Annotated in this window: 26 protein-coding genes, 1 tRNA gene and 1 riboswitch; of the genes, 21 read left to right on the top strand and 6 right to left on the bottom strand. The window is 70.9% G+C overall.

Going from position 1 to position 26601, the window contains the following annotated elements:
• Nucleotides 1-218: 218 nt before the first annotated feature.
• Complete coding sequence (gene serA, locus QSK21_RS13730) at nt 219-1805, top strand: phosphoglycerate dehydrogenase (RefSeq protein ID WP_285696055.1); 1587 nt, start codon at nt 219-221, stop codon at nt 1803-1805.
• 686 nt (nt 1806-2491) lie between these two features.
• On the top strand, nt 2492-3178 hold the full coding sequence (locus tag QSK21_RS13725; protein WP_285696054.1) for a (2Fe-2S)-binding protein: 687 nt from the start codon (nt 2492-2494) through the stop codon (nt 3176-3178).
• Here QSK21_RS13725 and QSK21_RS13720 read toward each other — a convergent pair.
• Both QSK21_RS13720 and QSK21_RS13715 read right to left on the bottom strand, forming a co-directional pair.
• Nucleotides 3081-3875, bottom strand: a complete 795-nt coding sequence (locus QSK21_RS13720) for a CbtA family protein (RefSeq protein WP_285696053.1) — start codon at nt 3873-3875, stop codon at nt 3081-3083. The genes QSK21_RS13725 and QSK21_RS13720 overlap by 98 nt on opposite strands.
• Complete coding sequence (locus QSK21_RS13715; RefSeq protein ID WP_285696051.1) at nt 3875-4096, bottom strand: CbtB domain-containing protein; 222 nt, start codon at nt 4094-4096, stop codon at nt 3875-3877. The genes QSK21_RS13720 and QSK21_RS13715 overlap by 1 nt, the downstream gene beginning before the upstream one ends.
• A gap of 31 nt (nt 4097-4127) precedes the next feature.
• Nucleotides 4128-4318, bottom strand: a riboswitch (cobalamin riboswitch).
• Nucleotides 4319-5153: 835 nt separating this feature from the next.
• Here QSK21_RS13715 and QSK21_RS13710 point away from each other — a divergent pair.
• The gene (locus tag QSK21_RS13710) at nt 5154-7802 is read left to right on the top strand and encodes a LuxR C-terminal-related transcriptional regulator (protein WP_352231278.1); all 2649 of its coding nucleotides are present in this window, start codon (nt 5154-5156) and stop codon (nt 7800-7802) included.
• On the opposite strand, the gene QSK21_RS13705 is transcribed toward QSK21_RS13710, so the two are convergent.
• Together QSK21_RS13705 and QSK21_RS13700 are read right to left on the bottom strand one after the other, a co-directional pair.
• Nucleotides 7799-10483, bottom strand: coding sequence for a LuxR C-terminal-related transcriptional regulator (locus QSK21_RS13705; protein ID WP_285696049.1), 2685 nt, complete (start codon nt 10481-10483; stop codon nt 7799-7801). The two genes, QSK21_RS13710 and QSK21_RS13705, sit on opposite strands and share 4 nt — an antisense overlap.
• Before the next feature lie 39 nt (nt 10484-10522).
• Nucleotides 10523-11143: a M23 family metallopeptidase gene (locus tag QSK21_RS13700; RefSeq protein ID WP_285696047.1), complete on the bottom strand. Its 621-nt coding sequence runs from the start codon at nt 11141-11143 to the stop codon at nt 10523-10525.
• Nucleotides 11144-11313: 170 nt separating this feature from the next.
• Between QSK21_RS13700 and QSK21_RS13695 the strand changes: the two genes are divergently transcribed.
• From QSK21_RS13695 to QSK21_RS13655, 9 genes are all read left to right on the top strand, one after another.
• Nucleotides 11314-12369: a 3-isopropylmalate dehydrogenase gene (locus QSK21_RS13695; RefSeq protein ID WP_285696046.1), complete on the top strand. Its 1056-nt coding sequence runs from the start codon at nt 11314-11316 to the stop codon at nt 12367-12369.
• 166 nt (nt 12370-12535) lie between these two features.
• The gene (locus QSK21_RS13690) at nt 12536-13651 is read left to right on the top strand and encodes a branched-chain amino acid aminotransferase (RefSeq protein WP_285696045.1); all 1116 of its coding nucleotides are present in this window, start codon (nt 12536-12538) and stop codon (nt 13649-13651) included.
• A 320-nt stretch (nt 13652-13971) separates the two neighbouring features.
• Nucleotides 13972-15549 carry a citramalate synthase gene (cimA, locus tag QSK21_RS13685; protein ID WP_285696044.1) on the top strand — a complete coding sequence of 526 codons (1578 nt, stop codon included), beginning with the start codon at nt 13972-13974 and terminating at the stop codon, nt 15547-15549.
• A gap of 64 nt (nt 15550-15613) precedes the next feature.
• The gene (locus QSK21_RS13680) at nt 15614-15895 is read left to right on the top strand and encodes a GNAT family N-acetyltransferase (RefSeq protein ID WP_285696043.1); all 282 of its coding nucleotides are present in this window, start codon (nt 15614-15616) and stop codon (nt 15893-15895) included.
• Between the two features lie 168 nt (nt 15896-16063).
• A complete protein-coding gene (locus QSK21_RS13675) occupies nt 16064-16435 on the top strand; it encodes an SEL1-like repeat protein (RefSeq protein ID WP_285696041.1) in 372 nt (123 codons plus the stop codon).
• 66 nt (nt 16436-16501) lie between these two features.
• Nucleotides 16502-18025, top strand: a complete 1524-nt coding sequence (locus tag QSK21_RS13670) for a cellulose binding domain-containing protein (RefSeq protein ID WP_285696040.1) — start codon at nt 16502-16504, stop codon at nt 18023-18025.
• Between the two features lie 92 nt (nt 18026-18117).
• On the top strand, nt 18118-18882 hold the full coding sequence (locus QSK21_RS13665) for a fumarylacetoacetate hydrolase family protein (protein ID WP_285696039.1): 765 nt from the start codon (nt 18118-18120) through the stop codon (nt 18880-18882).
• Between the two features lie 160 nt (nt 18883-19042).
• A tRNA-Gln gene (locus tag QSK21_RS13660) sits at nt 19043-19117 on the top strand.
• A 355-nt stretch (nt 19118-19472) separates the two neighbouring features.
• Nucleotides 19473-20402: a phosphotransferase enzyme family protein gene (locus QSK21_RS13655; RefSeq protein ID WP_285696038.1), complete on the top strand. Its 930-nt coding sequence runs from the start codon at nt 19473-19475 to the stop codon at nt 20400-20402.
• Nucleotides 20403-20405: 3 nt separating this feature from the next.
• Here QSK21_RS13655 and QSK21_RS13650 read toward each other — a convergent pair whose 3' ends face one another.
• Both QSK21_RS13650 and QSK21_RS13645 read right to left on the bottom strand, forming a co-directional pair.
• Nucleotides 20406-21806 carry an NsdA family TPR-like regulatory protein gene (locus QSK21_RS13650; protein WP_285696037.1) on the bottom strand — a complete coding sequence of 467 codons (1401 nt, stop codon included), beginning with the start codon at nt 21804-21806 and terminating at the stop codon, nt 20406-20408.
• A gap of 133 nt (nt 21807-21939) precedes the next feature.
• Entirely contained in the window at nt 21940-22317 is a 378-nt protein-coding gene (locus QSK21_RS13645; RefSeq protein ID WP_285696036.1) for a GntR family transcriptional regulator, read from the bottom strand.
• A 114-nt stretch (nt 22318-22431) separates the two neighbouring features.
• On the opposite strand from QSK21_RS13645, the gene QSK21_RS13640 reads away from it, so the two are divergent.
• The 9 genes from QSK21_RS13640 to QSK21_RS13600 all read left to right on the top strand — a co-directional run bounded on the left by QSK21_RS13640 (nt 22432) and on the right by QSK21_RS13600 (nt 26592).
• The gene (locus QSK21_RS13640) at nt 22432-22581 is read left to right on the top strand and encodes a hypothetical protein (RefSeq protein ID WP_285696035.1); all 150 of its coding nucleotides are present in this window, start codon (nt 22432-22434) and stop codon (nt 22579-22581) included.
• A gap of 105 nt (nt 22582-22686) precedes the next feature.
• Nucleotides 22687-22986 (top strand): WhiB family transcriptional regulator, encoded by a 300-nt coding sequence (locus QSK21_RS13635; RefSeq protein WP_285696034.1) that lies wholly within the window; start codon nt 22687-22689, stop codon nt 22984-22986.
• A 307-nt stretch (nt 22987-23293) separates the two neighbouring features.
• Nucleotides 23294-23854 (top strand): hypothetical protein, encoded by a 561-nt coding sequence (locus tag QSK21_RS13630; RefSeq protein ID WP_285696033.1) that lies wholly within the window; start codon nt 23294-23296, stop codon nt 23852-23854.
• Nucleotides 23855-23861: 7 nt separating this feature from the next.
• Complete coding sequence (locus tag QSK21_RS13625) at nt 23862-23999, top strand: hypothetical protein (protein WP_285696031.1); 138 nt, start codon at nt 23862-23864, stop codon at nt 23997-23999.
• The gene (locus tag QSK21_RS13620) at nt 23999-24397 is read left to right on the top strand and encodes an RRQRL motif-containing zinc-binding protein (RefSeq protein ID WP_285696030.1); all 399 of its coding nucleotides are present in this window, start codon (nt 23999-24001) and stop codon (nt 24395-24397) included. The genes QSK21_RS13625 and QSK21_RS13620 overlap by 1 nt, the downstream gene beginning before the upstream one ends.
• The gene (locus QSK21_RS13615; RefSeq protein WP_285696029.1) at nt 24394-25644 is read left to right on the top strand and encodes a hypothetical protein; all 1251 of its coding nucleotides are present in this window, start codon (nt 24394-24396) and stop codon (nt 25642-25644) included. The genes QSK21_RS13620 and QSK21_RS13615 overlap by 4 nt, the downstream gene beginning before the upstream one ends.
• Nucleotides 25641-25925, top strand: coding sequence for a hypothetical protein (locus QSK21_RS13610; protein WP_285696028.1), 285 nt, complete (start codon nt 25641-25643; stop codon nt 25923-25925). Before QSK21_RS13615 ends, QSK21_RS13610 begins: the two co-directional genes overlap by 4 nt.
• Entirely contained in the window at nt 25925-26233 is a 309-nt protein-coding gene (locus QSK21_RS13605) for a hypothetical protein (protein WP_285696026.1), read from the top strand. The genes QSK21_RS13610 and QSK21_RS13605 overlap by 1 nt, the downstream gene beginning before the upstream one ends.
• Nucleotides 26230-26592, top strand: a complete 363-nt coding sequence (locus QSK21_RS13600) for a TraA-like protein (protein WP_285696025.1) — start codon at nt 26230-26232, stop codon at nt 26590-26592. Before QSK21_RS13605 ends, QSK21_RS13600 begins: the two co-directional genes overlap by 4 nt.
• The last annotated feature ends 9 nt before the right edge of the window (nt 26593-26601 follow it).

The raw sequence follows: 26601 nt of genomic DNA, 5'->3' as shown, positions 1-26601 counted from the left end.
CCCTTACGGGGACGTATGGCGCGAGGGTACATTTCGCCTGGCAAATGGGGTGTTCGGCCGGGTGTGCCCCCGGGCCGTAAGAGCCGCGTACGGTGGGCGATAGACTCGGGAAACCGAGGCGAGGGCACACCGTGGTGACTCGCGTGCAGATTCGCCCGGGGGCCCGAGCCCCCTGGACCCCGCAGTTCATCCCACATCCCATTCCAAAGGAACCTTCCTTGAGCAAGCCTGTCGTCCTCGTCGCAGAAGAACTCTCACCGGCCGGCATCGCGGTGCTCGAAGCCGACTTCGAGGTCCGCCATGCCGACGGCGCCGACCGCCAGACGCTGCTGTCCGCCGTCGCCGACGTCGACGCGCTGGTCGTCCGCAGCGCCACCAAGGTCACCGCCGAGGTCTTCCAGCACGCCAGGAAGCTGCGCGTCGTCGCCCGCGCGGGCGTGGGCCTGGACAACGTCGACGTCGAGGCCGCCACCAAGGCCGGTGTCATGGTGGTCAACGCCCCCACGTCCAACATCGTCACCGCCGCCGAGCACGCCATCGCGCTGCTGATGGCGACCGCCCGCAACGTGCCCCAGGCCCACGCGGCGCTCAAGCGCGGCGAATGGAAGCGCTCCAAGTACACGGGCGTGGAGCTTCAGGGCAAGACCGTCGGCGTGCTCGGCCTCGGCCGCATCGGCGTGCTCGTCGCCCAGCGGCTCGCGGCCTTCGACATGAACGTGATCGCCTACGACCCGTACGTGCAGGCCGCCCGGGCCGCCCAGCTCGGCGTCCGGCTCGTCACCCTGGACGAGCTGCTGGCCGAGAGCGACTTCATCACCGTCCACCTGCCCAAGACGCCCGAGACGCTCGGCCTCATCGGCGACCGCGAACTGCACAAGGTCAAGCCGAGCGTGCGCATCGTCAACGCCGCCCGCGGCGGCATCGTCGACGAGGAGGCGCTGGACCTGGCGCTCAAGGACGGCAGGGTGGCCGGCGCCGGCATCGACGTGTTCAGCACCGAGCCGATGACCGACAGCCCCCTGTTCCACCACGACAACGTCGTGGTCACCCCGCACCTCGGCGCCAGCACCCACGAGGCGCAGGAGAAGGCCGGCACCCAGGTCGCCCGCTCGGTGAAACTGGCGCTGTCCGGCGAATTCGTCCCGGACGCGGTGAACGTCCAAGGCGGCGCCGTCGCCGAGGACGTCAAGCCCGGCCTGCCCCTCGCCGAGAAGCTGGGCCGCATCTTCACCGCCCTCGCCGGCGGCGTCCCCGTCCGGCTCGACGTGGTCGTACGCGGCGAGATCGCCGCACACGACGTCAAGGTGCTCGAACTGGCCGCGCTCAAGGGCGTGTTCGTGGACGTGACCGAAGACTCGGTGACCTTCGTCAACGCCCCGCTGCTGGCCCGCGACCGCGGCGTCGAAGTCACCCTCAGCACCACCGAGGACAGCCCCGACTGGCGCAACGTCGTCCAGGTGCGCGGCACCATGGCCGACGGCACCGTGGTGTCGGTCTCCGGCACCCTGACCGGCCCCAAGCACATCGAGCGGATCATCGAGATCAGCGGCTACGACATGGAGCTGGTCCCCACCGAGCACATGGCGTTCTTCACCTACGTCGACCGCCCCGGGATCGTCGGAGTGGTCGGCCGGCTCCTCGGCGACGCCGGCGTGAACATCGCCAGCATGCAGGTCGGCCGTGCCAGCAAGGGCGGCAAGGCGCTGATCGCGCTCACCGTGGACTCGGCCATCCCCACCCAGCTCGTCGACGTGATCACCACCGAGATCGGCGCCGACAGCGGCCGCCGCGTCGACCTTGGGTAGTAGGTGCTTGTTTATTGCAAGCGAGAGCTGCGCTGTGTTCATTGGCGGTGCCTGCGGCGTCGGGCGCTGGGCGCCCTCCTTCTCCGGCACCGCGTGCGATCGCTGCATCGCTCCGACTCGCCTGGGGGCTCGCTTCGCGATCAGATTCTTGCTTCGCTCGAATCTGCCTTCGGTCGCGATCGCAGCGCTTGGGCGCCGTCCTGGGCTGGGGTGACGGGTTGAGGTCGTCGGGCAACGGACTGGCGTGACGCTGGGCGGCTCGTGGCAAAGGGGCTTCTGGGGTCATGGCCTTGGGAGCCCCCTTTGCTGTGCGATCAGCTTGGTGCGCTTGTGTCTCGGTATTTGGGATTGGTGACCGGCGGTCAAGACAGGGAGTTGGGTGGCGGGTAACCTGGAAGCATCATGCGGCGCTTCGTAGTGATCCTTCGCCGCCGCGACGGGGCCTGCTAGGCGGGCCAACCCCGTCGCGGAGCCGAGCGCTGGCCGTAAGCCCCATCGATCCTTCGCCGCTTCTTCGCAAGCTACGGAGCATTCTCATGAACACCACCTTGAACGCTGCCGCGTCCACCCCGCGTCCCGACGACGCCGAAGAGGAGGCCGCGCGCGCCCTGCAGAAGGCCCTGGACCGCAGGGACAACGGCGGTCGGAGCTGACGTCACCCCCGGCCCGGATGCGATCATGGGGGAATGAGGGCTGAGACCGCTGCGGTGCTGGCCGAGGCCGCGGCCCTCGGGCCGTTCTTCGAGATCGTCACCGACGAGTCCGAAGCGGTCGACCCGACCTGGCGGGCACTGCCGGAACGTGACACCGCGCGGCTGCTCGGCCTGACGGACCTGTACGCCGAGCGGCTTGGCACGGCCGAACGCCGGGTCGCGGCCTCGATCCTCTTCCAGGGCCTCGCCTCGCGGCTGTGGTCGCCCACGGTCACGGCCGCGGCACTCGGAATCGTCCCGGACCTGTCCCGCCTGCACTGGCGGTGGGCCCCGGGGGCGCCGATCGCCCTTTGGCTGGCCGAGCCCACGGGCCGGCCGGTCCACGACCCCGTGGAGGCGGCCGAGCTCATCCATCACGAGGTCGTGGAACGGCACCTACGTCCGCTGCGTGACGCGATGCGCGCCTTCGCGCGGTTGGCGGACGGCCTTTTCTGGGGCAACGCCGCATCGGCCCTCGCCGGGACGCTGCGCGCCGGTTCGCTGCGTCCCGGACTGGCCGCGCCGGTACGTGCCCTGGTGGACGAGCTGCTCACCCGCGAGCCGCTCGCCGGGACAGGGACGTTCAACCAGGGTGGGTTCGTTCGGCGTAGCTGCTGCCTGTACTACCGGGTGCCGCCAGGCGGGGAGATGTGCGGAGACTGCGCCCTGCTCCGCCGCTAGCCCGTTCGGTCAGGTACCCGAAAAGCAACCCCAATGTGGCCCACAGGGCGAGCTGCGTGCCCAGTGAGGCGATGCGGAAGTCCCACAGCACCGTCCCCGGGAACCCCTCGGGGATCGCGTCCGGACGTGGTGTCAGGCGGAACACGCCCGCGACCACGACCGCGAACCCCACTGCCGCGACCGTGGCCGCGTTCCAGGCGCCCAGGCGCGGCAGCAGCCGCCCGTACACGATCACCGCGGCGACCGTGCCGAGCACGCCCAGCGCCACCATGCCGAAATAGAGGGACGTACGCTCGCCGATGGTGCCCGGATCACCCACGGCCGGGGGAGTGGGCGGGTACTTCAAAGCCGGAACCAGCACCACAGCCACGAACCCCAGCGAAGCCACCAGCGCGGCGGTGGCGCGGGCGCCCAGCGGGCCCGAGGCCGAAGCGAGCCGCCCCTGGGCGAACGCGAACACGATCGAGAACAGCCCGCCGATCGCCGCCCCGTACACCGCCATGGCCGTGACCAGCCCGGCCGTCCGCTGCACCGTCCGGCTCACCACCTCCTCGCCGTGCTCGTGGGCCGCGGCATGCGACTCCTCGAACGCGATCGCGTGGGCGACCTGCGGCTCACCGTAGATCCAGGCGACGAGCAGGCCGACGGCCGCGGCGACCAGCCCAGTGACCATGCCGCGGATCAGCAGCGCCCTCATCAGTGGCAGGGGAAGCCGAGCAGATGACGGCCGTCGTGCGTGAACTCGTGCACCCAGGTGCCGCCGAACAGCGACGTGGCGCCCTGCTCGGCGCCCACGAAGTACAGCAACGCGGCCCCTACGACCAGGGCGAACACTGCCCACGGCAGAATCTCGCGAACGGGGATGCTCTGCGGCGCCGCGGTGGAACGCGCCTGCGGCGAAACGACGGGCTGGGCCATGAAGATCTCCTCACGGGGTGCACTCGCCCCGGTGACGGGAGGACGACGGGTCAGTCTCCTGACTCCCAGATCATCGCCGCCCTCCGACCTTCCCGCCGGAACATCCGGCCGTGGTCGCATGCGGGGGAGGCTCCCTGGTCACAGTGGCGGGACCGTCCTGGAATCGCACCAGAGTTCCTGCGCACCGTCGCCTCGGTGTGAACTTGTCGTCCCGAGCGTCCCCTTTGACCACGCCGCCCGTCAAGAGCCCGCGCACGGGCGGAACCGAGGTGAAGATCACGGACGTCCCTTCCGCTGGAACTTGAGTAAGGGCTACTCATGTGCCGTCCCGGTCCCATCGGCCACCCTCTATACCCAGGGAGCCTCTCCGGTAGCCAGCCAGCCCACCGGACAGGCCAACGGCACCGGCGCCGGTCGGCCGAATCGCCGACGCCGGATCGGGAGGGGGCACCGTCCGTATCTCCAGCGGGGGGAGATACGAACGGTGTCCCCTTGCTGTGTTTATTTGCAGGTGCGAGCTGCGCTCCTCGCCTGGCGGCTCGTCGCTTGTCGCACCTGCGGCGATCGCTGGCATCGCTTCGACTCGCCCAGGGGCTCGCTGCGCGATCAGGGTCTCGCTGGCGCTCGCCCCTGCCTTCGGTCGCGATCGCAGCGCTTGGGCGTCGTTCGGGGTTGGGGTTGTGGGCTGGGGTGGGTGCGAGAGGTGTTTGTTGCATGCGCGAGGTGCGCTCCTGGCCTGGCGGCTCGTCGTTTGTTGCACCTGCGGCGATCGCTGGCATCGCTTCGACTCGCCCAGGGGCTCGCTGCGCGATCAGGGTCTCGCTGGCGCTCGCCCCTGCCTTCGGTCGCGATTGCAGCGCTTGGGCGGCCGTTCGGGGGTTGAGGTCGTTGCGGTGTGTTTATTGCTTCAGCTTCTTGCCTTGGCGGATCGTTGTGTGATCAGGGGTTTCGCTTCCGTTTGAAGCCTGTCTTTGGTTGTGGTCGCAGTGCTTGGGGTTGTGGGCTGGGGTGGGTGTCGTGGTTTTCGTGGCTTGCTTTGGGATCGGGTGGTTCCGCTATGCGGGACAATCTGGCGTCGTACGATCCTGGTGTGCGTACCTCTTGGCCTTTTACCGGGCGTACGTCGACGCTGGACGAGGTGGACTCGCTGCTGCGCACGGGGGGCGCGCAGGGTGTCGTGGTGGCGGGGGCCGCCGGGGTGGGGAAGACGCGGCTGGTTCGGGAGGCGCTGGACCGGTTGGAGCCGGGGCTCTTCACGGTTCTGCAGGTTGGTGGGACCGCTGCGGACGCGGGGATACCGTTCGGGGCGTTCGGGCATGTGCTGCCGGTCGAGGGCGTGGCGGGTTCGGTGGTGAATCCGTTGCGGTGGGCCAGTGAGGCGTTGCGGTCGGTTTCCGGGGACGGGCTGCTGGTGGCGGTGGACGACGCGCACCTGCTCGATCCGAACTCGGCCGCGCTGGTGCACCATCTGGTGTTGCACCGGGAGGCGCAGGTGCTGGCGACGGTGCGTACCGGGGCGGCGGCGCCCGATCCGGTGACGGCGTTGTGGAAGGACGACCTGGCCCGCCGGGTCGACCTCGTGCCGTTGACGAAGGCGGAGAGCCAGGCGGTGGTGGAGGCGGCCTTGGGCGGGCAGCTCGCCGAGGCGACGGCCCGGCGGCTGTACCACAGCACTCAGGGGAACCTGCTGTTCCTGCGTGAGCTGGTCCTGGCGGGGCTGGCCGAGGGGCGGCTGGCGCAGGTCCGCGGTGTCTGGCAGTGGGACGGGGACCTGCCGCTCAGTCCCAAGATCATGGAGCTGATCGAGGCGCGGCTGGGGACGGTCGGGCCCGCTGAGAGGGAGGTCCTGGAGTACGTGGCGCTCGGTGAGCCGCTGGGCGCCGCGCAACTGGTGGACCTGACCTCCGAGGAGGCGGTGGAGCGCGCGGAGGCGCGGAACCTGATCGCCTCGGCCGCCACGGGACGCCGCATCCAGGTCCGGCCCGCGCACCCCTTGTACGGGGAGGCGGCCCGGGTCCAGGCAGGGGCGGAGCGTGTCAGAGGGCGCCTCGCGGATCTGGCCGCCGCGATGGAGAAGACCGGGATGCGCCGCCACGGCGATCTGCTGCGGGTCGCCACCTGGCATCTGGACAGCGGTACGGCGGCCGCTCCACAGCTCTTGCTGGCGGCGTGCCGGCAGGCGTGGACGCTGCACGACATGGACCTTGCGCTGCGGTGCGGGCGGGCCGCGCTGGACGCGGGCGTGGATGTCGCGGCGACGATCTGGCTGGCGTCCGTCCTGCTTCTGGCGGGGCATCCGCGCGAGGCCGAGGAGCATCTGGCGCGGATCGCGGACGAGCCGATGGACGAGGCGACCCGGGTGAGCCATGCCACGGTGCGGGCGTTCACGCTGGGGCTCGGCATGGGACGTGCCGCGCAGGCAGAGCGGTTGCTCGGCGGGACGTTGGAACGGACGACCGATCCGGCGCTGCGCCGGGAGGTCGTGGCGCACCAGGCCATCGGTGAGGTGTACGCGGGGCGGCTCGGCGAGGCCGTGGAGAAGGTCGCCATGGTGCGCACGCCGGGCTTGGTGACGCCGCGGGCGGCGGTGCTCGCGGACGCGGTGGACTCACTGGCGGCCATGCTGACCGGTGAGTTCGACCGTGCCGTGCCGCTCGCGTCCAAGGCGCTGGACGAGCAGGACGGCTGGATCCAGGAGCTCCCCACCCTCGTCGCCACGTTCAACGACGCCCGCGCGGCCTCCGCGTTGTTCGCGGGGGACCTGGACATCGCCGACTCCTACATCACCTATGGCGAGAAGCGGTTCGCCGAGGAGCACCTGTCGCATGTGCCGGCGGCGACGTCCCGTTACCTGCGCGTGCACTACTGCATGCTGCGCGGGGAGATCCGGCCCGCGGTGCGCTGGGCGCACGAGGCCGCCGCGCACGGGGCCAAGGCGATCAGCGCGCTGTCCGGCCATGGGTACGAGGTGCTCGCCTACGCCGCTGCCGCCGCCGGGGACGCCGACACCGCGTCCGCCGCGCTCGACCAGGCCGAGCGGCGCCGCGTCCCCACCGGGCGGATCTTCCATTTCCCCGGGGACGTGGCCCGCGCCTGGATCAGGGCCTCGACCGGCGACCTCGACGGCGCCGCACGCATCGCGCTGGAGGCCGCCGACCGCTACGCCGAACACGCGCTGCGTCCGTACGTCATGGTCGCCCTGCACGACGCGGTGCGCCTGGGCGCCGCCGAGCCCGCCCGTGCGGGACTGGCACGCCTGGCGGGGGAGATGGACGGCGCGCTGGCCGGCATCTGCGCCCGCCACGCCGCCGCTGCCGCCGACCGCGACGCGGAGGGCCTGGACGAGGTGTCACGGGCGTTCGCCGACCGCGGCATGGCGCTGTTCGCCGCGGAGGCGGCGGCGCAGGCATCCCGCGCGTACGGGACGTCCGGCCGCACCCGCGAGGCGAACGCCGCCGCGACCCATGCCCGCCTGCTGGCGGCACGCTGCCCGGACGCCCGCACCCCGGCGCTGACCCGGCTGGACGCGCCCGAACTGACCGCGCGTCAGCTCGAGATCGCCCGGCTCGCCGCGGACGGCCTGAGCAACCGGGAGATCGCGGACCGGCTGGTGCTGTCGGTGCGCACCGTCGCCAACCACCTCCAGGCCGTCTACGACAGGCTCGGCGTCCGCGACCGCGACGGCCTGCGCGGCGTCATCGGCTAGCCGGGAGGGGCGCCCGCGAGCAGCTCGGCCAGTTCGCCGCGCCCGCTGACGCCCAGCCGCTCGTAGACGGTGGCCAGGTGGTTGCCGACCGTGCGCACGGAGATCTCCAGCCGGTCCGCGATCTCCCGGTCGGTGAGGTCCTGCGCGGCGAGCTGCGCGATCTGCCGCTGGCGGTCGGTGAGCCTCGGGACGGACAGGTGCGCGAGCGCCGGGGTGCGCGGGCCGTCGCAGCGCGCGGCGAGCGCGCGGGCCCGGGCCGTCGCCGCGGACGCGCGCCTGCCGTCCCCCGCGGCCTCGTGGACCCCGGCGGCCTGGGCGGCGGCCTCCGCCGCGTAGAGGATCAGCCCGCGGCCCTCGAACTCCTGCGCCACCCGCATCAGGCCGTCCGCGTCGGCGTTCACGGCGGCGCGGGCATGCCGTGCGCACAAGGGGGCCAGCGCGCCCTCCATCCGCCGCGCCACGGCCTCCAGCCGTTCCGCCGCGACGGCGACCGACGCGTCCCCCGCCTCCCGCAGGCGCACCGCGTCGTGCAGCGCGAACATCGCGTACCCCAGCAGGCCGTGCTCCTCGGCGTCGTCGGCCGCGACCAGCGCGACGTCCACGCCGGTGGACGTGTCGCCGCGCGCCGCCAGCACCCAGGGACGGGCCAGCAGGATGGAGAACTCGACCCCGTGCCAGGCGGGCCGGGACAGGTCGGCCGCCCGGTCCAGCGCCCACTCGGCCTCGTCCACCCGTCCGAGCTGCGCCGTGGCGCACGCCAGCTCGCCGTAGCACAGCCCCGCGTACATGGCCGAGCGGTCACCGAGGCGGGCCGTGCCGTTCCGGGACCAGCGCATCGCCTCGCCCAGCTCGCCGCGCAGCCGGTGAAGCTGGGCGCGCCAGCCGCTGAACGAGGCGGCGACCCGGTCCCACTCGCCGAACTCGCGCACCAGTCCCAGCCCGCGCGCGGCGCCGTCCAGGCCCTTAGCGGTCTCCCCGGCGAACAGGTGCGCCACGGTACGCGCCTGCGTGAAGTAGGTCATCGCGATGGGGATCTCGTCCCGCCACTTCGCGATGTCGTTCATCGCCGCTTCGGCCACCGCTATCGCGCGGTACGAGCGGCCGCCGTAGGCGTGCAGGAGCGCGTCGGCGGCCTCGGTCGCGGCGACGACCGGCGGGCCCGCCGGGACGAGGGCACGGGACCGCTCCACCGCCCCGGCCCCCTCGGCGAGCCTGCCCGCCGTCACGTGGATCCAGGCGGACAGGGACAGCAGGTGCCGCCGCGACTCCGGCTTGGTGACGGTCTTGGCCGCCTCGTCCAGCACCCTCTGCCCGGCACGGTCGTCGGCCAGCCCCAGGGCCAGCACCAGCGCGCGGGCACCGGCGTGCAGCGCGCGCTCCCGGTCGTCGCGGAGCCGCCCCGCGACCTCGCTCAGCGCGACCTCCGCCTCCCGGTCGCGGTCCGCGAAGTGCAGCACGGTCGCCAGCAGCGCCGCGGCCATGCCCGCGCCGCCGGGACGCCTCCCCGGCCGCGCCAGGTAGCCGTTCAGCGCCGCCGACGCCAGCCGCGCCGCCAGCTCCAGGTCGAACCCCGACCAGGCGATCCGGGCGGCGCGCAGCAGCAGCCGGGGATCGGTGTCGCCGCCGGAGTCCAGCCGCCAGGTCGCCAGTCTCAGCACGTCCTCGCGCCGGTGCGTGCCGGCGTCCTCCACCGCCTCTGCCAGGCGGCGCAGCCGGGCACGCGCCGCCAGCGGGCCCATCCCGGCACGGACCGCCTCCGCGTACAGGGCGTGGGAGAGCCGGAGCAGCCGCCCGCCCGCCTCGTCCGGGATGGCCGTGACGAGCTGCCGAGCGGTCACCCGGCCGACCGCGTCCGCGCCGGCGAGCCGCCGCAGCAGCGCCTCGTCCAGCGGCTCGCCCAAGGCCAGGTACTCCAGTGCGCGGCGCTCCTCGTCGTCGATCGCGCCGATGCGGGCCTCGATCAGCTCGCGCAGCCTCGGGCTGAGGGTCGGACCGGCGGCGCACCGCCACACCCCGCCGCTCTCGGTCAGCATCCCGGCCAGCACCAGCTCGCGCAGGAACAGCGGGTTGCCCCCGGCGATCCGCCACATCCGGCGGGCGCCCGCGTCGTCCACCTGGCCGCCGACCACCGTCTCCAGCAGCAGGGCGGTCTGCGCGTGCGACAGCGGCCCCAGCTCCAGCCGGTGCAGCGCGCCGTCGCGGTACAGCCTGTCCAGCGGCGCGGGGATCTCCGCCCCGGTACGGGCCGCCGCCAGCAGCCGGGCGTCGCCGCGGCCGAGCACGTCCACGATCAGCGCCGTGGACGCCGGATCGAGGTTGTGCACATCGTCCACCGACAGCACGAGCCGGCGTCCCGGACCCGCCACCGCCTCCGGATCCAGCCGCGGCCCCTCCCCGGGCGCCGGATCCGCGGGCAGCAGGTGCGCGAGCGCCCCGTACGGGATCCGCGCCGCCGCCTCCGTCGCCTTGGCCCGCACCACCAGGTTGCGGCGCGGGTCGAGATTGGCGGCCACCTTGCCGGTCAGCCAGGTCTTGCCGACCCCCGCGTCCCCCGCCACGATCACACCGGACGCCCGAGGGTCCAGCAGCGCCGAGCGCACCGCCGCGAGCTCCGTGGTCCGGCCGACGAACGGCCAGGAACCCTCGGCGGACGGGGGGTGGGTGGGACGCCATGCGGCCACGCGCCGAGTCTATGGAGCGACGGGCCGCTCCACACCCTCTCAGACGGGGGCGCCTACATAACCCGACACCCGATGGACCACGGCGCGATCGGGGCCGGTCAGCAGCGCCGGGTTCTCGCCTGGGAGCAGCTCCGTGGAGTTGACCGCCTTCTCCGCCCGCGCCAGCGCCTCCAGCGACACCGCCAGGGTGACCACCGCGCCGTCCCGCTGGTCGGGCGACCACAGCGCGAAACCGCCGATCATGCCCGGGACCTGCCGCATCACCGGGACGATCCGCTTGTCGTGGGCGTACCGGGCCGAGGCGATCCAGTCGTCGTCGTGCGCGCCGTCGAAGTAGACGATCACGGCGGCGCCGGGCGGCCGTGCCGCGTCCGGCCCCTCGAACCGCCCCTCGACCTCGTAGATCCGGTCGCTGAACAGGGAGACCGGCCGCGGGCCGGGCCGCTTCTCCTGGGTGCGGGCGGCGGCCAGCCTGGCGTCCTCCTCCGTGCGCCACAGCGTCAGGAGCGCGCCGCCCGCGGTGTCCTCGACCGCCTCCATCAGCCACAGCCCCGCGAAGCCCGGATGGCGCGAGACGATCTCCATCAGCCCGCGCTCCGCGATCTCCCCCTCGTCGCGGTCCTGGATCACGCTGACCGTCTGCAGCCTGGCGTACAACATGATCGGCTTCCCTCCAACGGAAGCCGTGTCGCCTCCGTGTACGAGAATGCTCCTGCGCGGCCGCCCTCCGCCTGAGTAAGCCCTACTCAACCACGGGCACGCCTGGGATGCCCGTCTCGGGTAGTGAGAGGAATGCCCAAGCCCTGAGACGTTTGCAGTAGAGTGCGCCCATGGCTTCGCGCAGCATTCACCTGGCCGTCATCCCCGGTGACGGGATCGGCCCCGAGGTGGTCGCCGAAGGGCTGAAGGTCCTCGACGCCGTCGCGCCCTCGACCGGGCTGACGTTCGAGCGGACCTCCTACGACCTCGGCGCCGCCCGCTGGCACCGTACCGGAGAGACCCTGCCCGACTCCGTCCTGGACGAGCTGCGCGGCCAGGACGCCATCCTGCTCGGCGCGGTCGGCGACCCCACCGTCCCGAGCGGCGTGCTGGAGCGGGGGCTGCTGCTGCGGGCGAGGTTCGAACTCGACCAGTACGTGAACCTGCGCCCGGTGAAGCTGTTCCCCGGCGTGGCCACGCCGCTGGCCGGGGTGACCACCGGCGACATCGACATGGTCGTCGTCCGCGAGGGCACCGAGGGCCCGTACGCGGGCGTCGGCGGCGTCATGCGCAAGGGCACCCCGCACGAGATCGCCACGCAGGAGAGCGTCAACACCGCCCACGGGGTGGAGCGGGTCGTCCGCTACGCGTTCGAGCAGGCCGCGAACCGGCCCCGGCGCAAGCTGACCCTCGTCCACAAGGACAACGTGCTGACCTTCGCCGGTGACCTCTACCAGCGCGTCCTCAAGCGTGTCGGCGAGGAGTACCCGCAGGTCACCACCGACTACTGCCATGTCGACGCGGCCACCATGTTCTTCGTGAACGACCCCGGCCGGTTCGACGTGATCGTCACCGACAACCTGTTCGGCGACATCATCACCGACATCGGCGCCGCCATCGCCGGGGGCATCGGCCTGGCCGCCTCCGGCAACGTCAACCCCGAGCGCACCGCCCCGTCCATGTTCGAGCCGGTGCACGGCTCCGCCCCCGACATCGCCGGGCAGGGCAAGGCCGACCCGACCGCCACCATCCTGTCGGTGGTCATGCTGCTGGACCACCTCGGCGCCGCCGACGCCGCCCGCCGGGTCGAGCGCGCCGTCGCCGAGGACCTGGCCGAGCGCGCGGGCCAGGGCGCGCGTTCCACCGCCCAGGTCGGCGACGCCATCGCGAAGCGAGTATCCGGCTAGCGGCGCGTCCGCTCATGACCGGGCGCGCCTCCTACGGGCGCGCCCGGTTTTCGCGTGTGCGCGTCGCGATAGGAGGAGTGAGCTGGATGAAGCACGACAATATGGACTAGTAAGGAGTGCCGCGCGGCGATGGGGCCGCGGTCGGCGATCCGGGAGAGGACCCACGATGACCACCCAGGACTTCCAGATCACGCTCAATGAGCGATCCGCGACGGCCGAAGAGCGCGAACGCGTCCTCGCCGATCCGGGCTGGGGCCTGCACTTCACCGACCACATGGTCACCATCCGGTACAAGGAGGGCAAGGGCTGGTACGACGCCCGGCTCGAACCGTACGGCCCGATCCCCATGGACCCGGCGAGCCAGGTCTTCCACTACTCCCAGGAGCTGTTCGAGGGCCTGAAGGCGTACCGGCAGGCCGACGGCACCATCGTGACGTTCCGGCCGTACGCCAACGCCGCCCGGATGAACCGCTCGGCCCGGCGGATGGCCATGCCCGAGATTCCCGAGCAGCTCTTCGTGGACTCCCTGGAGATACTGGTCAGCACCGACAGGGAGTGGGTCCCCACCCGTGAGGGCCAGAGCCTTTACCTGCGTCCCTTCATGTTCGCCACCACCCGGGCCCTGGGCGTCAACCAGCCCGCCGACGAGTACATGTTCGTGGTGATCGCGTCCCCCTCCGGGAACTACTACGCCCGCGGCATCAAGCCCGTCTCGGTGTGGCTGTCGCGCGACTACACCCGCGCCGCCCCCGGCGGCACCGGCGAGGCCAAGACCGGCGGCAACTACGCCGCCTCGTTCGCCGGGCAGGCCCAGGCCGTGGAGCACGGCTGCGACCAGGTCGTCTGGCTCGACGCGGTGGAGCGCCGCTGGGTCGAGGAGGTCGGCTCGATGAACCTGTTCTTCGTGTACGGGACCGACGCCGAGCACGGCGGCCAGGGCGCGCGCCTGCGCACGCCCGCGCTCACCGGCACGCTGCTGCCCGGCATCACCCGCGACTCGATGCTCAAGCTGGCCCCCGACCTGGGCATCCCCGTCGAGGAGGGCAGGATCAGCGTCCAGGAGTGGCGGGAAGGCTGCGAGTCCGGCGAGATCACCGAGGTGTTCGGCTGCGGTACCGCCGCCGTGATCAGCCCGGTCGGCCATGTCAAGGCCCCGGACATGGAGTTCACGATCCGCGGCGGCGAGACCGGCCCCATCGCGATGCGCCTGCGCGAGGAACTGATCGGCATCCAGTACGGCACCCGCCCCGACCCCTACGGCTGGGTCCACAAGATCGTCTGAACCCCCGACGCCGATCCGCAGCGTGTCCGCCTACGGTTATCCACAATCCGGGGTCGCGCTTTCTCTCTCCGGAGGGCGGATGCGCTGCGGGTTGAGGTTGCGTCTCGCATTGTGAGACGCGTGTCCCAAGTGTGGTGGCGCATGTGGCAGACTGTGCTCATCATGCGTCGCAGCCTCGTGATTATCGGCTGGCGCGCCGGCTGACTACGGGACAACCGCCGGCGCGCAGACCTCTCACGTCCGTGAGGGGTCTTTTTGCTTTCCAGGTTCCGGGACCGGTGAAGGGCGCGACGGCCAGAACCCTGAGGGGGACCAACGACATGCAGGGTGACGCCTTCCACGTCTACGACACCACGCTGCGGGACGGCTCGCAGCAGGAGGGGCTCAACCTCTCCGTGGCCGACAAGCTCGCCGTCGCGCGGCACCTGGACGACCTGGGCGTCGGGTTCATCGAGGGCGGCTGGCCCGGCGCCAACCCCAAGGACACCGAGTTCTTCAGGCGGGCCCGTACCGAGCTCGACCTGAGGCACGCGCAGCTCACCGCGTTCGGCGCGACCCGCCGGGCCGGGATGAAGGCCGCCGACGACCCCCTGGTGGCCGCCCTGCGCGAATCCGGCGCGCCGGTCGTGACGCTCGTCGCCAAGAGCCACGACCGGCAGGTCGAGCTGGCCCTCCGCACGACCCTGGAGGAGAACCTCGCGATGATCCGCGACACGGTCTCCCACCTGCGCGCGGAGGGCCAACGCGTCTTCCTGGACGCCGAGCACTTCTTCGACGGCTACAAGGCCAACCCCGCCTACGCGCTGGAGGTCGTCCGCACCGCCGCCGAGGCGGGCGCGGACGTGGTCGCGCTGTGCGACACCAACGGCGGGATGCTGCCCGACGAGCTCGCCGACATCGTCCACGAGGTGGTCTCGGCGGGCGCCCGCGTCGGCATCCACTGCCACGACGACTCCGGCTGCGCGGTCGCCAACACCCTGGCCGCGGTGAAGGCCGGCGCCACCCACGTCCAGGGCTGCGCCAACGGGTACGGCGAGCGCAGCGGCAACGCCAACCTGTTCACCGTCATCGGGAACCTCCAGCTCAAGCGGGGCATGCGGCTGGTCGGCGACGACCAGCTCGCCGAGATGACCCGGATCGCCCACGCGATCTCCGAGGTCACCAACCTCACCCCCAGCTCCCAGCAGCCGTACGTCGGGCTGTCGGCGTTCGCGCACAAGGCGGGCCTGCACGCCTCGGCGGTCAAGGTCGATCCCAACCTCTACCAGCACATCGACCCGGCGGCGGTCGGCAACGACATGCGGATGCTGGTCTCCAGCATGGCCGGGCGCGCCTCCGTCGAGCTCAAGGGACGCGAGCTGGGCTACGACCTGTCCGGGGACAAGGCCAAGGTCGTCGTCGACCGGGTCAAGGAGCTGGAGTCCACCGGCTACACCTTCGAGGCCGCCGACGCCTCCTTCGAGCTGCTGCTGCGCGAGGAGCTGACCGGCGTACGGCAGCGGCACTTCGAGGTCGAGTCGTGGCGCGCCATCGTCGAGCGCCGCCCGGACGGGTCGATGGTCAGCGAGGCCACCGTCAAGCTGCACGCCAAGGGCGAGCGGATCATCGCGACCGGGGAGGGCAACGGGCCGGTCAACGCCCTCGACAACGCCCTGCGCGTCGCCCTCGGCCGCCTCTACCCCGAGCTGGCCCGGCTGGAGCTGGTCGACTACAAGGTGCGGATACTGGAGGGGACGCACGGCACCGGCGCCCGTACCCGCGTCCTCATCGAGTCCAGCGACGGCGAGCGCGAGTGGGGCACGGTCGGCGTCGAGGACAACGTCATCGCCGCGTCCTGGCAGGCCCTGGAGGAGGCCGTCACCTACTGCCTGCTGCACGCGGGCTACGAGGCGAGCTGAGGCGCCGGCTCGGGGGTTCCGCGGGCGCGCGGAATTCCTCGGGGGCGGCGAGCATTACCCCGGCATGAGCGAAGACGTGATCGACAACCCCCAGGCGAGCCGCTACGAGATCCATGTGGACGGCAAGCTGGCCGGGTTCGCCGAGTACGGGAACCGTCCCGGAAAGATCGTTTTCACCCACACCGAAGTGGGCGCCGAGTACGAGGGCAAGGGTGTCGGCAGCGCGCTGGCCAGGGGCGCGCTGGACGACGTCCGGGCGCGCGGCCTGGCGGTCGTGCCCAGGTGCCCGTTCATCAAGGGATGGATCTCCCGGCACCCCGACTACGAAGATCTCGTCGCGAGCTGACCGGACAACCGGCAGGAATTCCACGAATACCGGGGAAACCGGTGGCGGGCGGGCGGGGTCACCGCCATGATGTTGTGCGCTCGCGGACGCGGCAGTCCCCGGTGCCACGTCGTCCCCTCATGTCCGAGTTCTTGGTTCTTGTTCCCGATTCCGTTCCGGAGTGATCGCATGTCCGTCCGTCCCTGGCAGTCCGAGCGCGCGGGGTGCTCCACCGGCGAAGGGTCCTGGGCCGACGTCTCCTACGGGCTCGGGGTGCTCTACGAGCAGGAGGACGACCTGGAGCGCGCCGCCCGGTGGTTCCGGCAGGCCGCCGAGTGCGGCCGGCCCGGCGCCGCGATCCGGCTCAGCGCCGTGCTGGGACGGCTCGCCGACGAACGTGCCGCCGGACCGGCCAGGCCGCTGCTGGCCGAGGCCACCCGCTGGCTCAGCGAGGGCATGGACACCACCCGTCCCGACGCCATCGGCATGATCACCGACATGCTGGACCGGCACCAGCGGGCCGCCGCGCGCAGCGCGCTGGAACCGGCGGGGGCGCGCTGAGGCGAACCTGACCGGCGCCCCGGTCGTCGGAGTTCATGAGCCGACGCAGGGTCGACGCATGGGAAGGTGACCGAGTTGAGCGGCGAGGAGCCCGGGTACGTCCCCCCGGACCACAAGGACACCACCGAGTTCAAGATCCCGAAGCTTCAGGACGCGTACGCCGGTCCCGTCCAGGACGACGACGCGAACGGCCCCGGGAGCGTCGCCGACGACACCCTGGTGGACCGGACGGCCGGTTCCGGCTTCGCGGACACGACCATGCAGGACTTCCCGGCCGACGATCCTCCGGAGGAGGCGGGCGCGGCCGGCGCCACGCTGGTGGACGACGACCGCGGGTCCGAGGCGCCCTCGACGGTGACCGACTTCCAGGCCGAGGCCGTCCCGGCGCCCGACGACGATGACCCCACGCCTCCCGTCCAGGGCGTCCCCCTGCCCCCTTACGCGCTGGTGCAGGACGAGGCGGGGACCACCGCGGTGGACGAGCCCAAGCCGACCCTGACCGACGCCGTACGGCCCGAGCCGGAGGAGATCCCGGCCGAGGCGAGCCCCGCCGAGACGGCCTCGGCCGAAGCGGCGCCCGCTGAGGCGGCACCCATCGCGACGGCCCCCGAGGCCGCGCCCGACTCCGTGCGGGTGGCGCCCATCCCGCCCGCCACCCCCGAGGTTCCGGCGGGGCCGTGGACGGAGCAGTTCGGCGCCGAGGAGGCCACCGGGCGGCAGCAGGCCGCGTTCGAGCAGGGAGCACCGGTGGCGCCCGCCCCGGCGCCCGTTCCCGAGACGCCCGCCGGTCCCACCGAGCCGCACCAGGCGGCGTCCCCGATGCCGTCGCCCCCTCTTGCCGCTCCCGTCCCGCCCTCCGCCGGTCCCACCGCGCCCGAGGCAGCGTTCTCGCAGGCGCCTCCTCCGCCTCCGCAGGCACCGCTCGTCCCGGGGATGTCGCCGCCCACCGGACCCGTCGCGGGGACCGGGAACGGACGCTCGGGGCGCAGGCCCCTCCTCCTCATCGGGGCCGTCGTGGTCCTGCTGGCCCTGGGCGGCGCCGCCGTCGCCTTCCTCATGGCCGATGGCGACAACCCGCGGGGACCCGTCTCGCAGTCGTCCCCGCCCGCGGCACCGACGTCCCCCGCGGCCACCGCACCGGCACCCGGCGGCGGCCCCGGGCCGACCGGAAGCCCGGCACCCGGCGGCGCTCCGGACGACGCTCCCGGCGGAGCCCCCGGCTCGCAGGCTCCCGACGGCGGCGTCCCCGAGCCCACCGCGCCTCCCGCCGGGCCGGTCGTGAACGGTGAGGGGATCACCTACCAGCTCGTCCAGAGGGACCCCGGCTACTTCGAGGGCAAGCTGGTCATCACCAACCGGAGCCGCGAGCCGATGCGCACCTGGCGGATCACCTTCACCGTGCCCGACGCCAACGTGAAGAACATCTGGGGCGCCCGGCTGGTCCGCAAGGGCGAGCAGGTGGAGATCGGCAACCTGGAGAACGCCCCGGCCATCCAGCCGGGCGCCACCTGGGAGATCCAGTACGGCGCGGAGGGCTCACCCGTCCAGCCGCAGAAGTGCCGGCTCAACGGCAAGCCCTGCGGGTTCTGACGGGCGCGGGCCGGCCGTAAGGCGGCCCGCACCTACCGGCCGGTTCTCACCTGCCGCCGGGCGCGGGCCGCGCCGACGCTACCCTCGTGGCCATGCGTATCGCGAGGTTCACCACCGACGAAGGCGTGTCCTTCGGGGTGGTGGAGGAGAACACCGTCGCCGCCATCGCGGCCCACCCCTTCGGAGAGCTCACCTTCACCGGCCTGCGCTACCCCATGGCCGACGTCCGGCTGCTGGCGCCCATCCTGCCCAGCAAGGTGATCGCGATCGGCAGGAACTACGCCGAGCACGCCCGCGAGATGGGCGGCGAGGTGCCCGACGAGCCGGTGATCTTCGGCAAGCCGTCCACCGCGGTGATCGGCCCCGGAGAGGCCATCGCGTACCCCGGCAAGCTCAGCGAGCGCGTCGACTACGAGGGCGAGCTGGCCGTGGTGATCGGCCGGCTGTGCCGGGAGGTGCCCGCCGCCCGCGCCGGCGAGGTCATCCTCGGCTACACCTGCGCCAACGACGTCACCGCCCGCGACCTGCAACGCAAGGACGGGCAGTGGACCCGGGCCAAGGGCTTCGACACCTTCTGCCCGCTCGGGCCGTGGATCGAGACCGAGGCAGACCCGTCCGACCTGGCCGTCAGGACCACCGTCAACGGCGTCACCAAGCAGGACGCCCGCACCTCCCTGCTGCTGCACGACGTGCCCACCCTCGTCGAGTACGTCAGCCAGGTGATGACGCTGCTGCCCGGCGACGTCATCCTGACCGGCACGCCCGCGGGCGTCGGCCCCCTGGAGATCGGGGACGAGGTCACCGTGAGCATCGAGGGCATCGGCGAGCTCACCAACCGGGTCATCGCCCGCGAATAGGCGTACACCCCGGCGGCGCGCGCCGGTGACCGTCTCAGGACCCGCCCGGCCTCCCGCGCTGAACGCCCGTGCGCACGGGCCAATCGTTTTGGTCCAAGCCTCCGGGGTCCTGTATTCTCTTCGAGGCGCGAGCGGCCCCAACGGGGGCCGTTTACCGCACTGGGGTATGGTGTAATCGGCAGCACGACTGATTCTGGTTCAGTTAGTCTAGGTTCGAGTCCTGGTACCCCAGCCAGCGAACTACCTGCGGCGGGAGCCTCACAGAGGCCCCGCCTGCATCGTCTCTGAGGTTCCTTGGGAACACATGGGGAACCATCGGGACTGAAGGCCCTCCCGCCCCCAGAGCGAGCAAGCGCCCCTCCTCCTCGCAGCGTCCTTGTTGAGGAGCGCTGCGGATCCTTTGGTCAGGGTCCCCGGTTCACCTGACGTGGACCCACCACAGGAGCCTGAAACCTCTGGTCAGTCCTGACCCGAGTTGCTGGCGCAGACCTCGCCCTCGACCTCCGTGCTGGCTAGGCGTGGGGGTGAGGACACTTGGTCCGGCCACCTCAGATCCAGCGGACGCCAGCGCAGCGGGTAGCGTGCCAAGCATGACGGGACACGGACCAGCTGCCGCCAAGCAGGGCGAGACGGAATCCTTCACCCGAGAGAACACCGCCCGCATACTTCGGCTGGCCTGTGAAGCGGCAGGGCAGGACCCACATGGCGCGTGGCTCCTGCGTCTGGGGTCGAACGCGGTCTACCGCCTCCAGGTGCCTGTGGTGGTCCGGATCGCTCGGAGCCCGGAAGACCTTCCTGAGGCAAGGCGTGGCGTCGAGGTTGCGCGCTGGCTTGAGTCGGTCGACTATCCGGCCGTGCGTGCCCTCGACGTCGAACAGCCGGTCATCGTCGAAGGGCTGCCGGTCACCTTCTGGGCGGCGGTATCCGATGATGGAGATGATTGGGCGTCTACCGCAGAAATCGCGCACGTAATTCGCAGGCTTCACCTGCTCGAATCTCCGTCTGGCCTCGACCTTCCCGCCCTCGACCCGTTCAGCCGCGCAGAAGATCGCATCCGTTCGGCTACCCGTCTGGTTGAGGATGATCGGAACTTTCTGACGGTGCGGCTCGCGAGGTTGAAAGCTCAATGGAAAGAATTGAAGCCAGTCCTGCCCCGTGGCGTGATCCATGGTGATGCCAGCGTGGGAAATGTGCTGCGTGATAGAGGCGGCATCCCAACCCTGATGGACCTGGACGGGTTTGCGATCGGACCTCGGGAGTGGGATCTGGTTTTGACTGCTCTCTACTATGAGCATTTTGGCTGGCATACGCAACAGGAGTATGCAACATTCGCGCGGGAGTACGGCTTTGACGTGATGGCGTGGGAGGGTTATCCCGTCATGCGAGACACCAGAGAACTTCTTATGGTGACGTGGCTGGCCCAGAAAGCAGGGGAGAACGCTCAAGTGGCATCGGAGGTCTGGAAGCGCATCGGCACTCTCCGAGATGGCGGGAGCCGCAAGGATTGGAAGCCTTGGTGAACTTCACCGCTGGCCGGACGAAGAGGCTATGCGCCAAAGACGCGACGCTCGGGCTTGCTCGTTGAAGGATGCGATTGCAGGGGACATGCCAATTGCCTGGAGGCGTTCACGGAACTCCCGAAGGTAACTCACGCAACGGGCCGACCTGAGTTGTTCACCTAGCTTCAACGCTTCGAGCGCCACCATGCATGCGCGCTCCGGCTCGCCCGCGTTGAGGTGAGAATCGGCAAGCACCATCGTTGCGAAGAAGTCGCTTCGCAGATAGACCCCATCATCGATCGTCCCAAGGCATTGGTCCGCGTACCTGGATGCATCTACCGGGCGGCCGAGGTCGCGGAAGCAATGCCCGAACTCCGCGGCAAGTTCAGCATCATCGAAGTAGCGGATCCACTCGGGATCGTCTTCGGGGTTCCTCCGCTCGAATTCTTTGACAGCCTCAGACAAGGCGAGATCGCAAGCTCGTGCGTCGCCGAGTCTCGCAAGGGCTCGCGCTTCCATGGCTGAGAAGTGGGCGGACAGGGTTGGTGTGGCAATCCCCTGGGTTCCGGCCTTGGCCGCGCGTGCGAGATTTGCCGCGTCTCGGAAGCGTCCTACGAACGTTGCCTGGTGGCTCATCGCGTCGAGGATGCTGGCTGCAAGTAGGCGGTCGTCGCCAGCCTGGGCCAAGCCCAGCGCCTGAATGAAGTATCGCTGTGCCAAGCTATGGAGACCGCTGTCATACGACATCCATGCGGCAAGAAGCGTTGCCTCAGCAACTGATGAAAAGACGTTGCGTCTTACTGAGTCCGTATAACGACCCCTAAGAAGACGCTCGCCATCGGTCGCAAGGTACTGGACGAGAGACTGACGGGCATGGCCGCCACCAAACCTGTTGTCCAACTGGGAGAACAGGCCAACTGTGGTCCGGAAGCGCATGACGTCGGATTCGCCGATGTTCGCCCCGTGAGTAGATAGATTTCCGGAGACGCTTGGATTAACCAGCCACCGTAGCGAGACGGACTCCCATGCACTGGGATCGACTTGTGGTCTCAGGACAAGTGAGGAATCGTCCAAGTCTGCGCGCCATAGTCGCGCCACGTTCTCGGCGCCATCGTTCAATGATTCGGGATACTCCAGGCCGAGGGTAAGCGGTGGGGCTTCGCCTGCGGTCGCCATTCCGATCTCTGAAAGAGCGACGCGCCTGCCGAGTCTTCGCCCCAGAGCCGCGGCAATGAACATGGGGGTTTTGCCGCGGGGACTCATGCCATCCAGCCATCGAGCCACGTATGTGTGATCGCACCGTCGAAGAGGCTCGCCCGCCCGTTGCGACTCGTCCAGGACGGCCCGGGCGAAAGCCTTGTGCGAGTCGAAGCCAGCATCGGCCATCAGCCGGGCGAGACGATCATTGGGGGTCCTGGCAGCCATGTCCTGCCCTGAGTGCACATCTGCGCCCCCCAGTGCGTCCTGTCGACCTCACTGGAGAGCGGCGAAGCTCTGGTCTGTGCCCAAGGCTAACGAGGTAGGCGAACCCCCGTCGATGATCCGCGCAAGGACTCACTCATTGAGCGGCGTCTTGCGGGGGAAGCCGGTCAAGGAGGTCCTGCACAGCTTGTTCGGCGCTGGCAAGTTCAGATCGTGCCTGGTCGATCCTCTCGCGAACCTTGACCAGCTCGACCCGAAGGTCTCGTTCGCTCGCTTTACGCACGGATGGATCCCGGACATAGGCGCCGCTGGCCTTCCGGACCTCGACGAGTCCTTCCTTCGCCAGCAGCTGAACGGCGGTGGCCGCGGTATTCAGGGCAACGCTGTGATCGGCCGCAAGCTGGCGAAGTCCGGGCAGCCGACTTCCTGCCGGATACCGGTCCCCGTGCTCGATCTCTGCCCGCAACAGGGCAGCCAGGCGCCGACTCGGCAACTGCTCATCCCGCTTCGCCACAGATCACACCCTAACTGAACCGTCTTGAGACGGAGGCTTGACAGCCCCTCCACTCGTCCCTACTGTTCCAATACAGAGCGACCGTACTAAGACGGTCGATCGGAGGTAGCAGACATGTTCCCCGAGCGTACGAGCAAGATTCCGCAGTACCTCGCGGTTGTCGCGATCGCGATTTACGCGGTCAACAACCCGCAGTCGGCCGCTGAGCTGGTCAACAAGATCGTTGGCGCGATCATCACGTTCTCCAACTCGCTGGGTGGCTGACCTGCGATGTTGCCGTCTCGCTCTCGTCCGGCACCGGCGCACAAGCCGCCAAGCGCGCCGCCGGTGCCGGGCTTCCAACCGATCACGGACCTCAAGGAGATCGCGATGGGCACTCGCCCTTCGGACCTGCCGTTGACCGTCCTGCTGTCGCAGGTGGCCGAGCGTGCGGAGTGCCGGCATGACCCGGACTTGCACACCGGCCCGGACAGCTTCGAGGTCGAGCCGCCCGCAGAGCGGCTGGCGCGGTTGGACGCGGCGCGTGAGGTGTGCCGCTCGTGCCCGGTGTGGGACCTGTGCCTGGACTACGCGGTGCGGGCGCGCCCGGCGCATGGGGTGTGGGCCGGTCTGCTGCCGCGTGAGCTGGCCGGGCTGCGCCGTGCGGTGCGGCGGCCGGAAGCGGCGTGATGCCGCGCTGATTGTCCGATGCCCCGGGACGCCTCACCTACCACAGATCGACGTCCCGGGGTCCCTCTCAAAGGAAGGAACCTCCAACGATGGCCGATGACCCGACCAAGGGCAAGTCCTCTGACTGGCCGAACGGCGAGCCCAAGTCTGTGCGGGACGCCTACGACAAGCAGCAGTCCGGCAAGTCCGGCGGCAAGTAGCCGGCGCCGCGTCCGGGCGGTCCCGCCCCAGCCCCCATGGGGGTGGGGCCGTCTCACCCGGCGCCAGACCTTGCCGGATCCCCGAGACCCTGTGAGAGGCCCTTGTGTTGTTCATCTTCGATGACGCCACCGATCGTGACCTGGCGTCCGATGGCGTGTCCCGGTACGGCGCCTACCTGCGGTTGCACCACTCCGAGTTCCGTTGCTGGGAGGACGACCCGATCACCGGTGATCCGGCCGAATTCGCGCGTGCCGCGTGGGAGGTGGCCCGGTCCCCGATCATGTCGCCGCCGTATGTCACGTGGACGTCCGAGCGGGTGCAGTCGGTGACCTTCGCCGTCAGCGGCTACGACGGCCGTTCGTTGATCGCCCGGGTGCAGATGGCCGTTCCGTGCCCCCAGGCGCTGGTCGAGGTGCGCGGGTTCGACGGGTGGACCCGGCCGCGGTGGAGCACCAGCTACGAGCCGCCCGAGGATGCCGCTCTGGCCGAGCGCCCGGCGATGCTGACCACCACGCACCTGCTGTGGAGTATCCCGCCCGAGCAGCTGCACACCCCGGCTGATGCGCCCGCAGAGCTGACCGTGGCCGACGCCAAGGCCGCCGTGAAACGGCTCGGCCGACTGCTGGACGAGCGGCTGGCGCCGGTGCTGGCCGCGCTGGGGGAGTGAGGACGCGATGATCCCGAGCACCCCAGAGCAGCGCCCGCTGTCGCGATGCTGCCGGGCCCCAGTGCTGGCGACGCTGCGCGGCGTCCGCTGTTCCCAGTGCACCCGTTCGCTGCCCCCGCATCTGATCGTGGCGGAGGTGCTGTGATGGGCCGCCGTCGTAGCCCTGCCCGGTTCTTCGATCCGACCGGCGCCCGGTACGGGTCGCCCACGTGGCCGTGGCGGATGGCGCCGCCGCACCTGCTGACCCGGCGGCAGTTGGCTGCTCAGGGTTTGCGTCCGGGCGGTCAGCCGGTCGCCGGTCAGGTGCTGTGGTACTCGCGCCGCTACCCCTCGCGTCATCGGTCGGGTGTGCGGGCGGCCTACCTGTACGACGTGCGGTTGGCGCTGCCCAAGCGCGCGCCGACCGATGCCCAGCGCGCGGCGCTGGCCAAGGCGCTCAAGGCGCGCCGCACCTGCCCCGAGTGCGGGACCGATGCCGGGTTCGTGCTGCCCGCGCACTGGGAGTCCTGCCCTTACTGCCCTGGATGGGAGGCCGCAGCATGAACGCCGTCCCGCTGACTCCGCTGGCTCTGGCCGAGGTCGAGCGTCGCGTTTTGCCGGAGTCACGCGACGCGTCGGCCCCAGCTGCTGGAGGCGATGCGTCGTCTGAGGCCCTGCACGACGCGTCGGGTCCGGCCGCGCTTGCAGAGCATGACACCTCTGGTCCGCAGGGCCGTCCCAAGTCCGAGGTCCGGTCGTCCAGGCGTCGCCGTCGGCAGATGACGCCCGCGGAGCGGGTGGCCGCGCTGAGGGAGCGGTTGGAGCGCAAGGAAGGCCGCGCTCGGGTCCGTGCGGAGGCGCGTACCCGCAAGGCCGAGCGGGTGTCCAGGCAGCGGCTGGCTGATCTGCGTCAGCGTTCGGTGCTGGCCGGGGAACGCGCTCGGGTGCGTCATCAGGTGGCGCAGTCGGCCGAGGCTCGCGCGTTGCGGGTGGAGCGCACCCGGACGCTGGCGCTGGCGGTCCTGCTGCCGGTGATGGCCGCGTTCGGTGCGTGGTCTGCGGCCGGTGTCCAGGCGGGCATGGTGACCCTGCTGGGCCTGGACACCGACGCGCCCGCCGCGGTGCTGGCCTGGCTGGTTGAGCCCGCGCTGCTGGGCGTGGTGGCCGGAGTGATCCTTATCCGGGCGCGGCTGCGCAGTGCGGGTGGTGATCTGGACGAGCGCGCCACCTGGATCGAATCGGGTGCGCTGCTGACCAGCGTCCTGCTGAACATGGCCGGCCACTGGCCCGAGCATCTTGACGGCGCAGGGCTGGCGACCCTGGCAGGACACACCCTGGGACCGGTCGGCGCAGCGAGCACCGCCTTTTTGATCAGCGTGGTGGAAGACGGTGTTTCGCGTGCCACCCCGTGGCTGCTGGCCAACGGGGAGCCCGCCCCCACCCTCAACGGTCCCGGCGATGAGGCGGCCCCGTCGCCGAGCCGTACCCGCGAGCCCGCCGAAGCGGCGGCGCCGCGTGTGCCTGCCCCGGCGCGCGTACCTGCCGCTGAGAACCCTGTACCCGACCGTGTACCCGTACCTGACCGGCCGCGCCAGCGACCTCACCTGGATGGTGAGCCGCTTCGGGTACGCGCTGCCGAGGTGTTCGCCACCGAGATGTCCGCCGGTGAGGTGCCCTCGATCCGCCGTATCAAGGCCGCGCTGCGCTGTGGCCAGGCCAAGGCCGCCGACATCCAGGCGTACCTGTCGGCCGAAGTTTCCGCCCGTGTACCTGCTTCGTCTGTCCCTGCCGTGAGGGAGGCCCGTTCATGAGTGCCCCGTCCCGTACCCGCCGCGCATCCCGTATTCGCCCGTCCCGCCGCCCGGCGCGCCGTACCCGGCGGGGACGGTTCCGGCTGGCGTTCATTGACCGGTTCATGCTGGCGGGGATCGCCGGTGGGTCGGTGTACCTGGTGTTGCTGCACCTGCTGGGGGTGGCCCCGAGGCCGGCCGCGGCCTTCGGGCTGGTGGTGTTCGGGTTCGCTCTGGGGGTGTTGGCCCGGATGCGGTACCTGCCCCGGCCGCGGCTGCGGATCACCTGGCGGAGCCGGTGATGGCCCTGGCGACGTCCCGCCCGCCGGTCGGCGACCGTAGCGGGCGCGGCCCCGGCGCGTGGGCGCTGGGGGTGCTGCGTGGCCTGCTGGCGGTGGGCTGCCTGCTGGCCCGCGCGGTTGCGGCGCTGCTGGGCGCGGCGCTGGCGGTCCCGCCCGACCTGTGGACGCGGATCGGGCACGCGATCGCCGATGAGTACCGCGCCGGCCGCGTGGGCGCGATAGACGCCGAAGTCCTGGACGATCCCGACCCTCAGCCCGGTGAAGGTTCGGCTGGTCATGACCCTTTCGACATGGAGGTGTGCAGGTGAGCGCACGCAAACGCATCCCGGAGCTGTCGAACATCCCGTTCACCGGCGCCAAGTCGATCACGCAGTACTCGCAGGCGTCCCGGGGCATCTGCCGGGACCTGGCGACCGAGTTCGACATGGCCGCCGACGAGGTGTACGGCGCGCTGATCGCCTCGCAGAAGGGCAACCCGCTGCTGTTGGGGGTGGATGTCAAGTTGCGCGCCCGCCGGGTGCGCAACCGGCTACGGCGCGCCTCTGAGCACGCCAAGGGCGCGGCGGTGGAGTCGGTGAAGTTCCACTCCCAGTTCCGCAAGGAGTTCGCCGACGTGCTCAACCCCCCCAAGCCGAAGAAGCCCAAGTTCGACTTCAAGGACGAGTAGCAGGGGAGC

Source organism: Actinomadura sp. NBRC 104412, from assembly GCF_030269515.1.
Classification (GTDB): Bacteria; Actinomycetota; Actinomycetes; order Streptosporangiales; family Streptosporangiaceae; genus Spirillospora.
This window is presented reverse-complemented; position numbering and strand designations above follow the sequence as displayed.

What these genes read in the sequence shown, in the direction of transcription:
- QSK21_RS13725 (WP_285696054.1), top strand. Translation starts at nt 2,492, where the DNA reads ATGAGGGCTGAGACCGCTGCGGTGCTGGCCGAGGCCGCGGCCCTCGGG.
- QSK21_RS13720 (WP_285696053.1), bottom strand. Translation starts at nt 3,875, where the DNA reads ATGAGGGCGCTGCTGATCCGCGGCATGGTCACTGGGCTGGTCGCCGCG.
- QSK21_RS13715 (WP_285696051.1), bottom strand. Translation starts at nt 4,096, where the DNA reads ATGGCCCAGCCCGTCGTTTCGCCGCAGGCGCGTTCCACCGCGGCGCCG.
- QSK21_RS13710 (WP_352231278.1), top strand. Translation starts at nt 5,154, where the DNA reads ATGCGGGACAATCTGGCGTCGTACGATCCTGGTGTGCGTACCTCTTGG.
- QSK21_RS13700 (WP_285696047.1), bottom strand. Translation starts at nt 11,143, where the DNA reads ATGTTGTACGCCAGGCTGCAGACGGTCAGCGTGATCCAGGACCGCGAC.
- QSK21_RS13695 (WP_285696046.1), top strand. Translation starts at nt 11,314, where the DNA reads ATGGCTTCGCGCAGCATTCACCTGGCCGTCATCCCCGGTGACGGGATC.
- QSK21_RS13690 (WP_285696045.1), top strand. Translation starts at nt 12,536, where the DNA reads ATGACCACCCAGGACTTCCAGATCACGCTCAATGAGCGATCCGCGACG.
- cimA (WP_285696044.1), top strand. Translation starts at nt 13,972, where the DNA reads ATGCAGGGTGACGCCTTCCACGTCTACGACACCACGCTGCGGGACGGC.
- QSK21_RS13680 (WP_285696043.1), top strand. Translation starts at nt 15,614, where the DNA reads ATGAGCGAAGACGTGATCGACAACCCCCAGGCGAGCCGCTACGAGATC.
- QSK21_RS13675 (WP_285696041.1), top strand. Translation starts at nt 16,064, where the DNA reads ATGTCCGTCCGTCCCTGGCAGTCCGAGCGCGCGGGGTGCTCCACCGGC.
- QSK21_RS13665 (WP_285696039.1), top strand. Translation starts at nt 18,118, where the DNA reads ATGCGTATCGCGAGGTTCACCACCGACGAAGGCGTGTCCTTCGGGGTG.
- QSK21_RS13655 (WP_285696038.1), top strand. Translation starts at nt 19,473, where the DNA reads ATGACGGGACACGGACCAGCTGCCGCCAAGCAGGGCGAGACGGAATCC.
- QSK21_RS13650 (WP_285696037.1), bottom strand. Translation starts at nt 21,806, where the DNA reads ATGGCTGCCAGGACCCCCAATGATCGTCTCGCCCGGCTGATGGCCGAT.
- QSK21_RS13640 (WP_285696035.1), top strand. Translation starts at nt 22,432, where the DNA reads ATGTTCCCCGAGCGTACGAGCAAGATTCCGCAGTACCTCGCGGTTGTC.
- QSK21_RS13635 (WP_285696034.1), top strand. Translation starts at nt 22,687, where the DNA reads ATGGGCACTCGCCCTTCGGACCTGCCGTTGACCGTCCTGCTGTCGCAG.
- QSK21_RS13625 (WP_285696031.1), top strand. Translation starts at nt 23,862, where the DNA reads ATGATCCCGAGCACCCCAGAGCAGCGCCCGCTGTCGCGATGCTGCCGG.
- QSK21_RS13620 (WP_285696030.1), top strand. Translation starts at nt 23,999, where the DNA reads ATGGGCCGCCGTCGTAGCCCTGCCCGGTTCTTCGATCCGACCGGCGCC.
- QSK21_RS13615 (WP_285696029.1), top strand. Translation starts at nt 24,394, where the DNA reads ATGAACGCCGTCCCGCTGACTCCGCTGGCTCTGGCCGAGGTCGAGCGT.
- QSK21_RS13610 (WP_285696028.1), top strand. Translation starts at nt 25,641, where the DNA reads ATGAGTGCCCCGTCCCGTACCCGCCGCGCATCCCGTATTCGCCCGTCC.
- QSK21_RS13605 (WP_285696026.1), top strand. Translation starts at nt 25,925, where the DNA reads ATGGCCCTGGCGACGTCCCGCCCGCCGGTCGGCGACCGTAGCGGGCGC.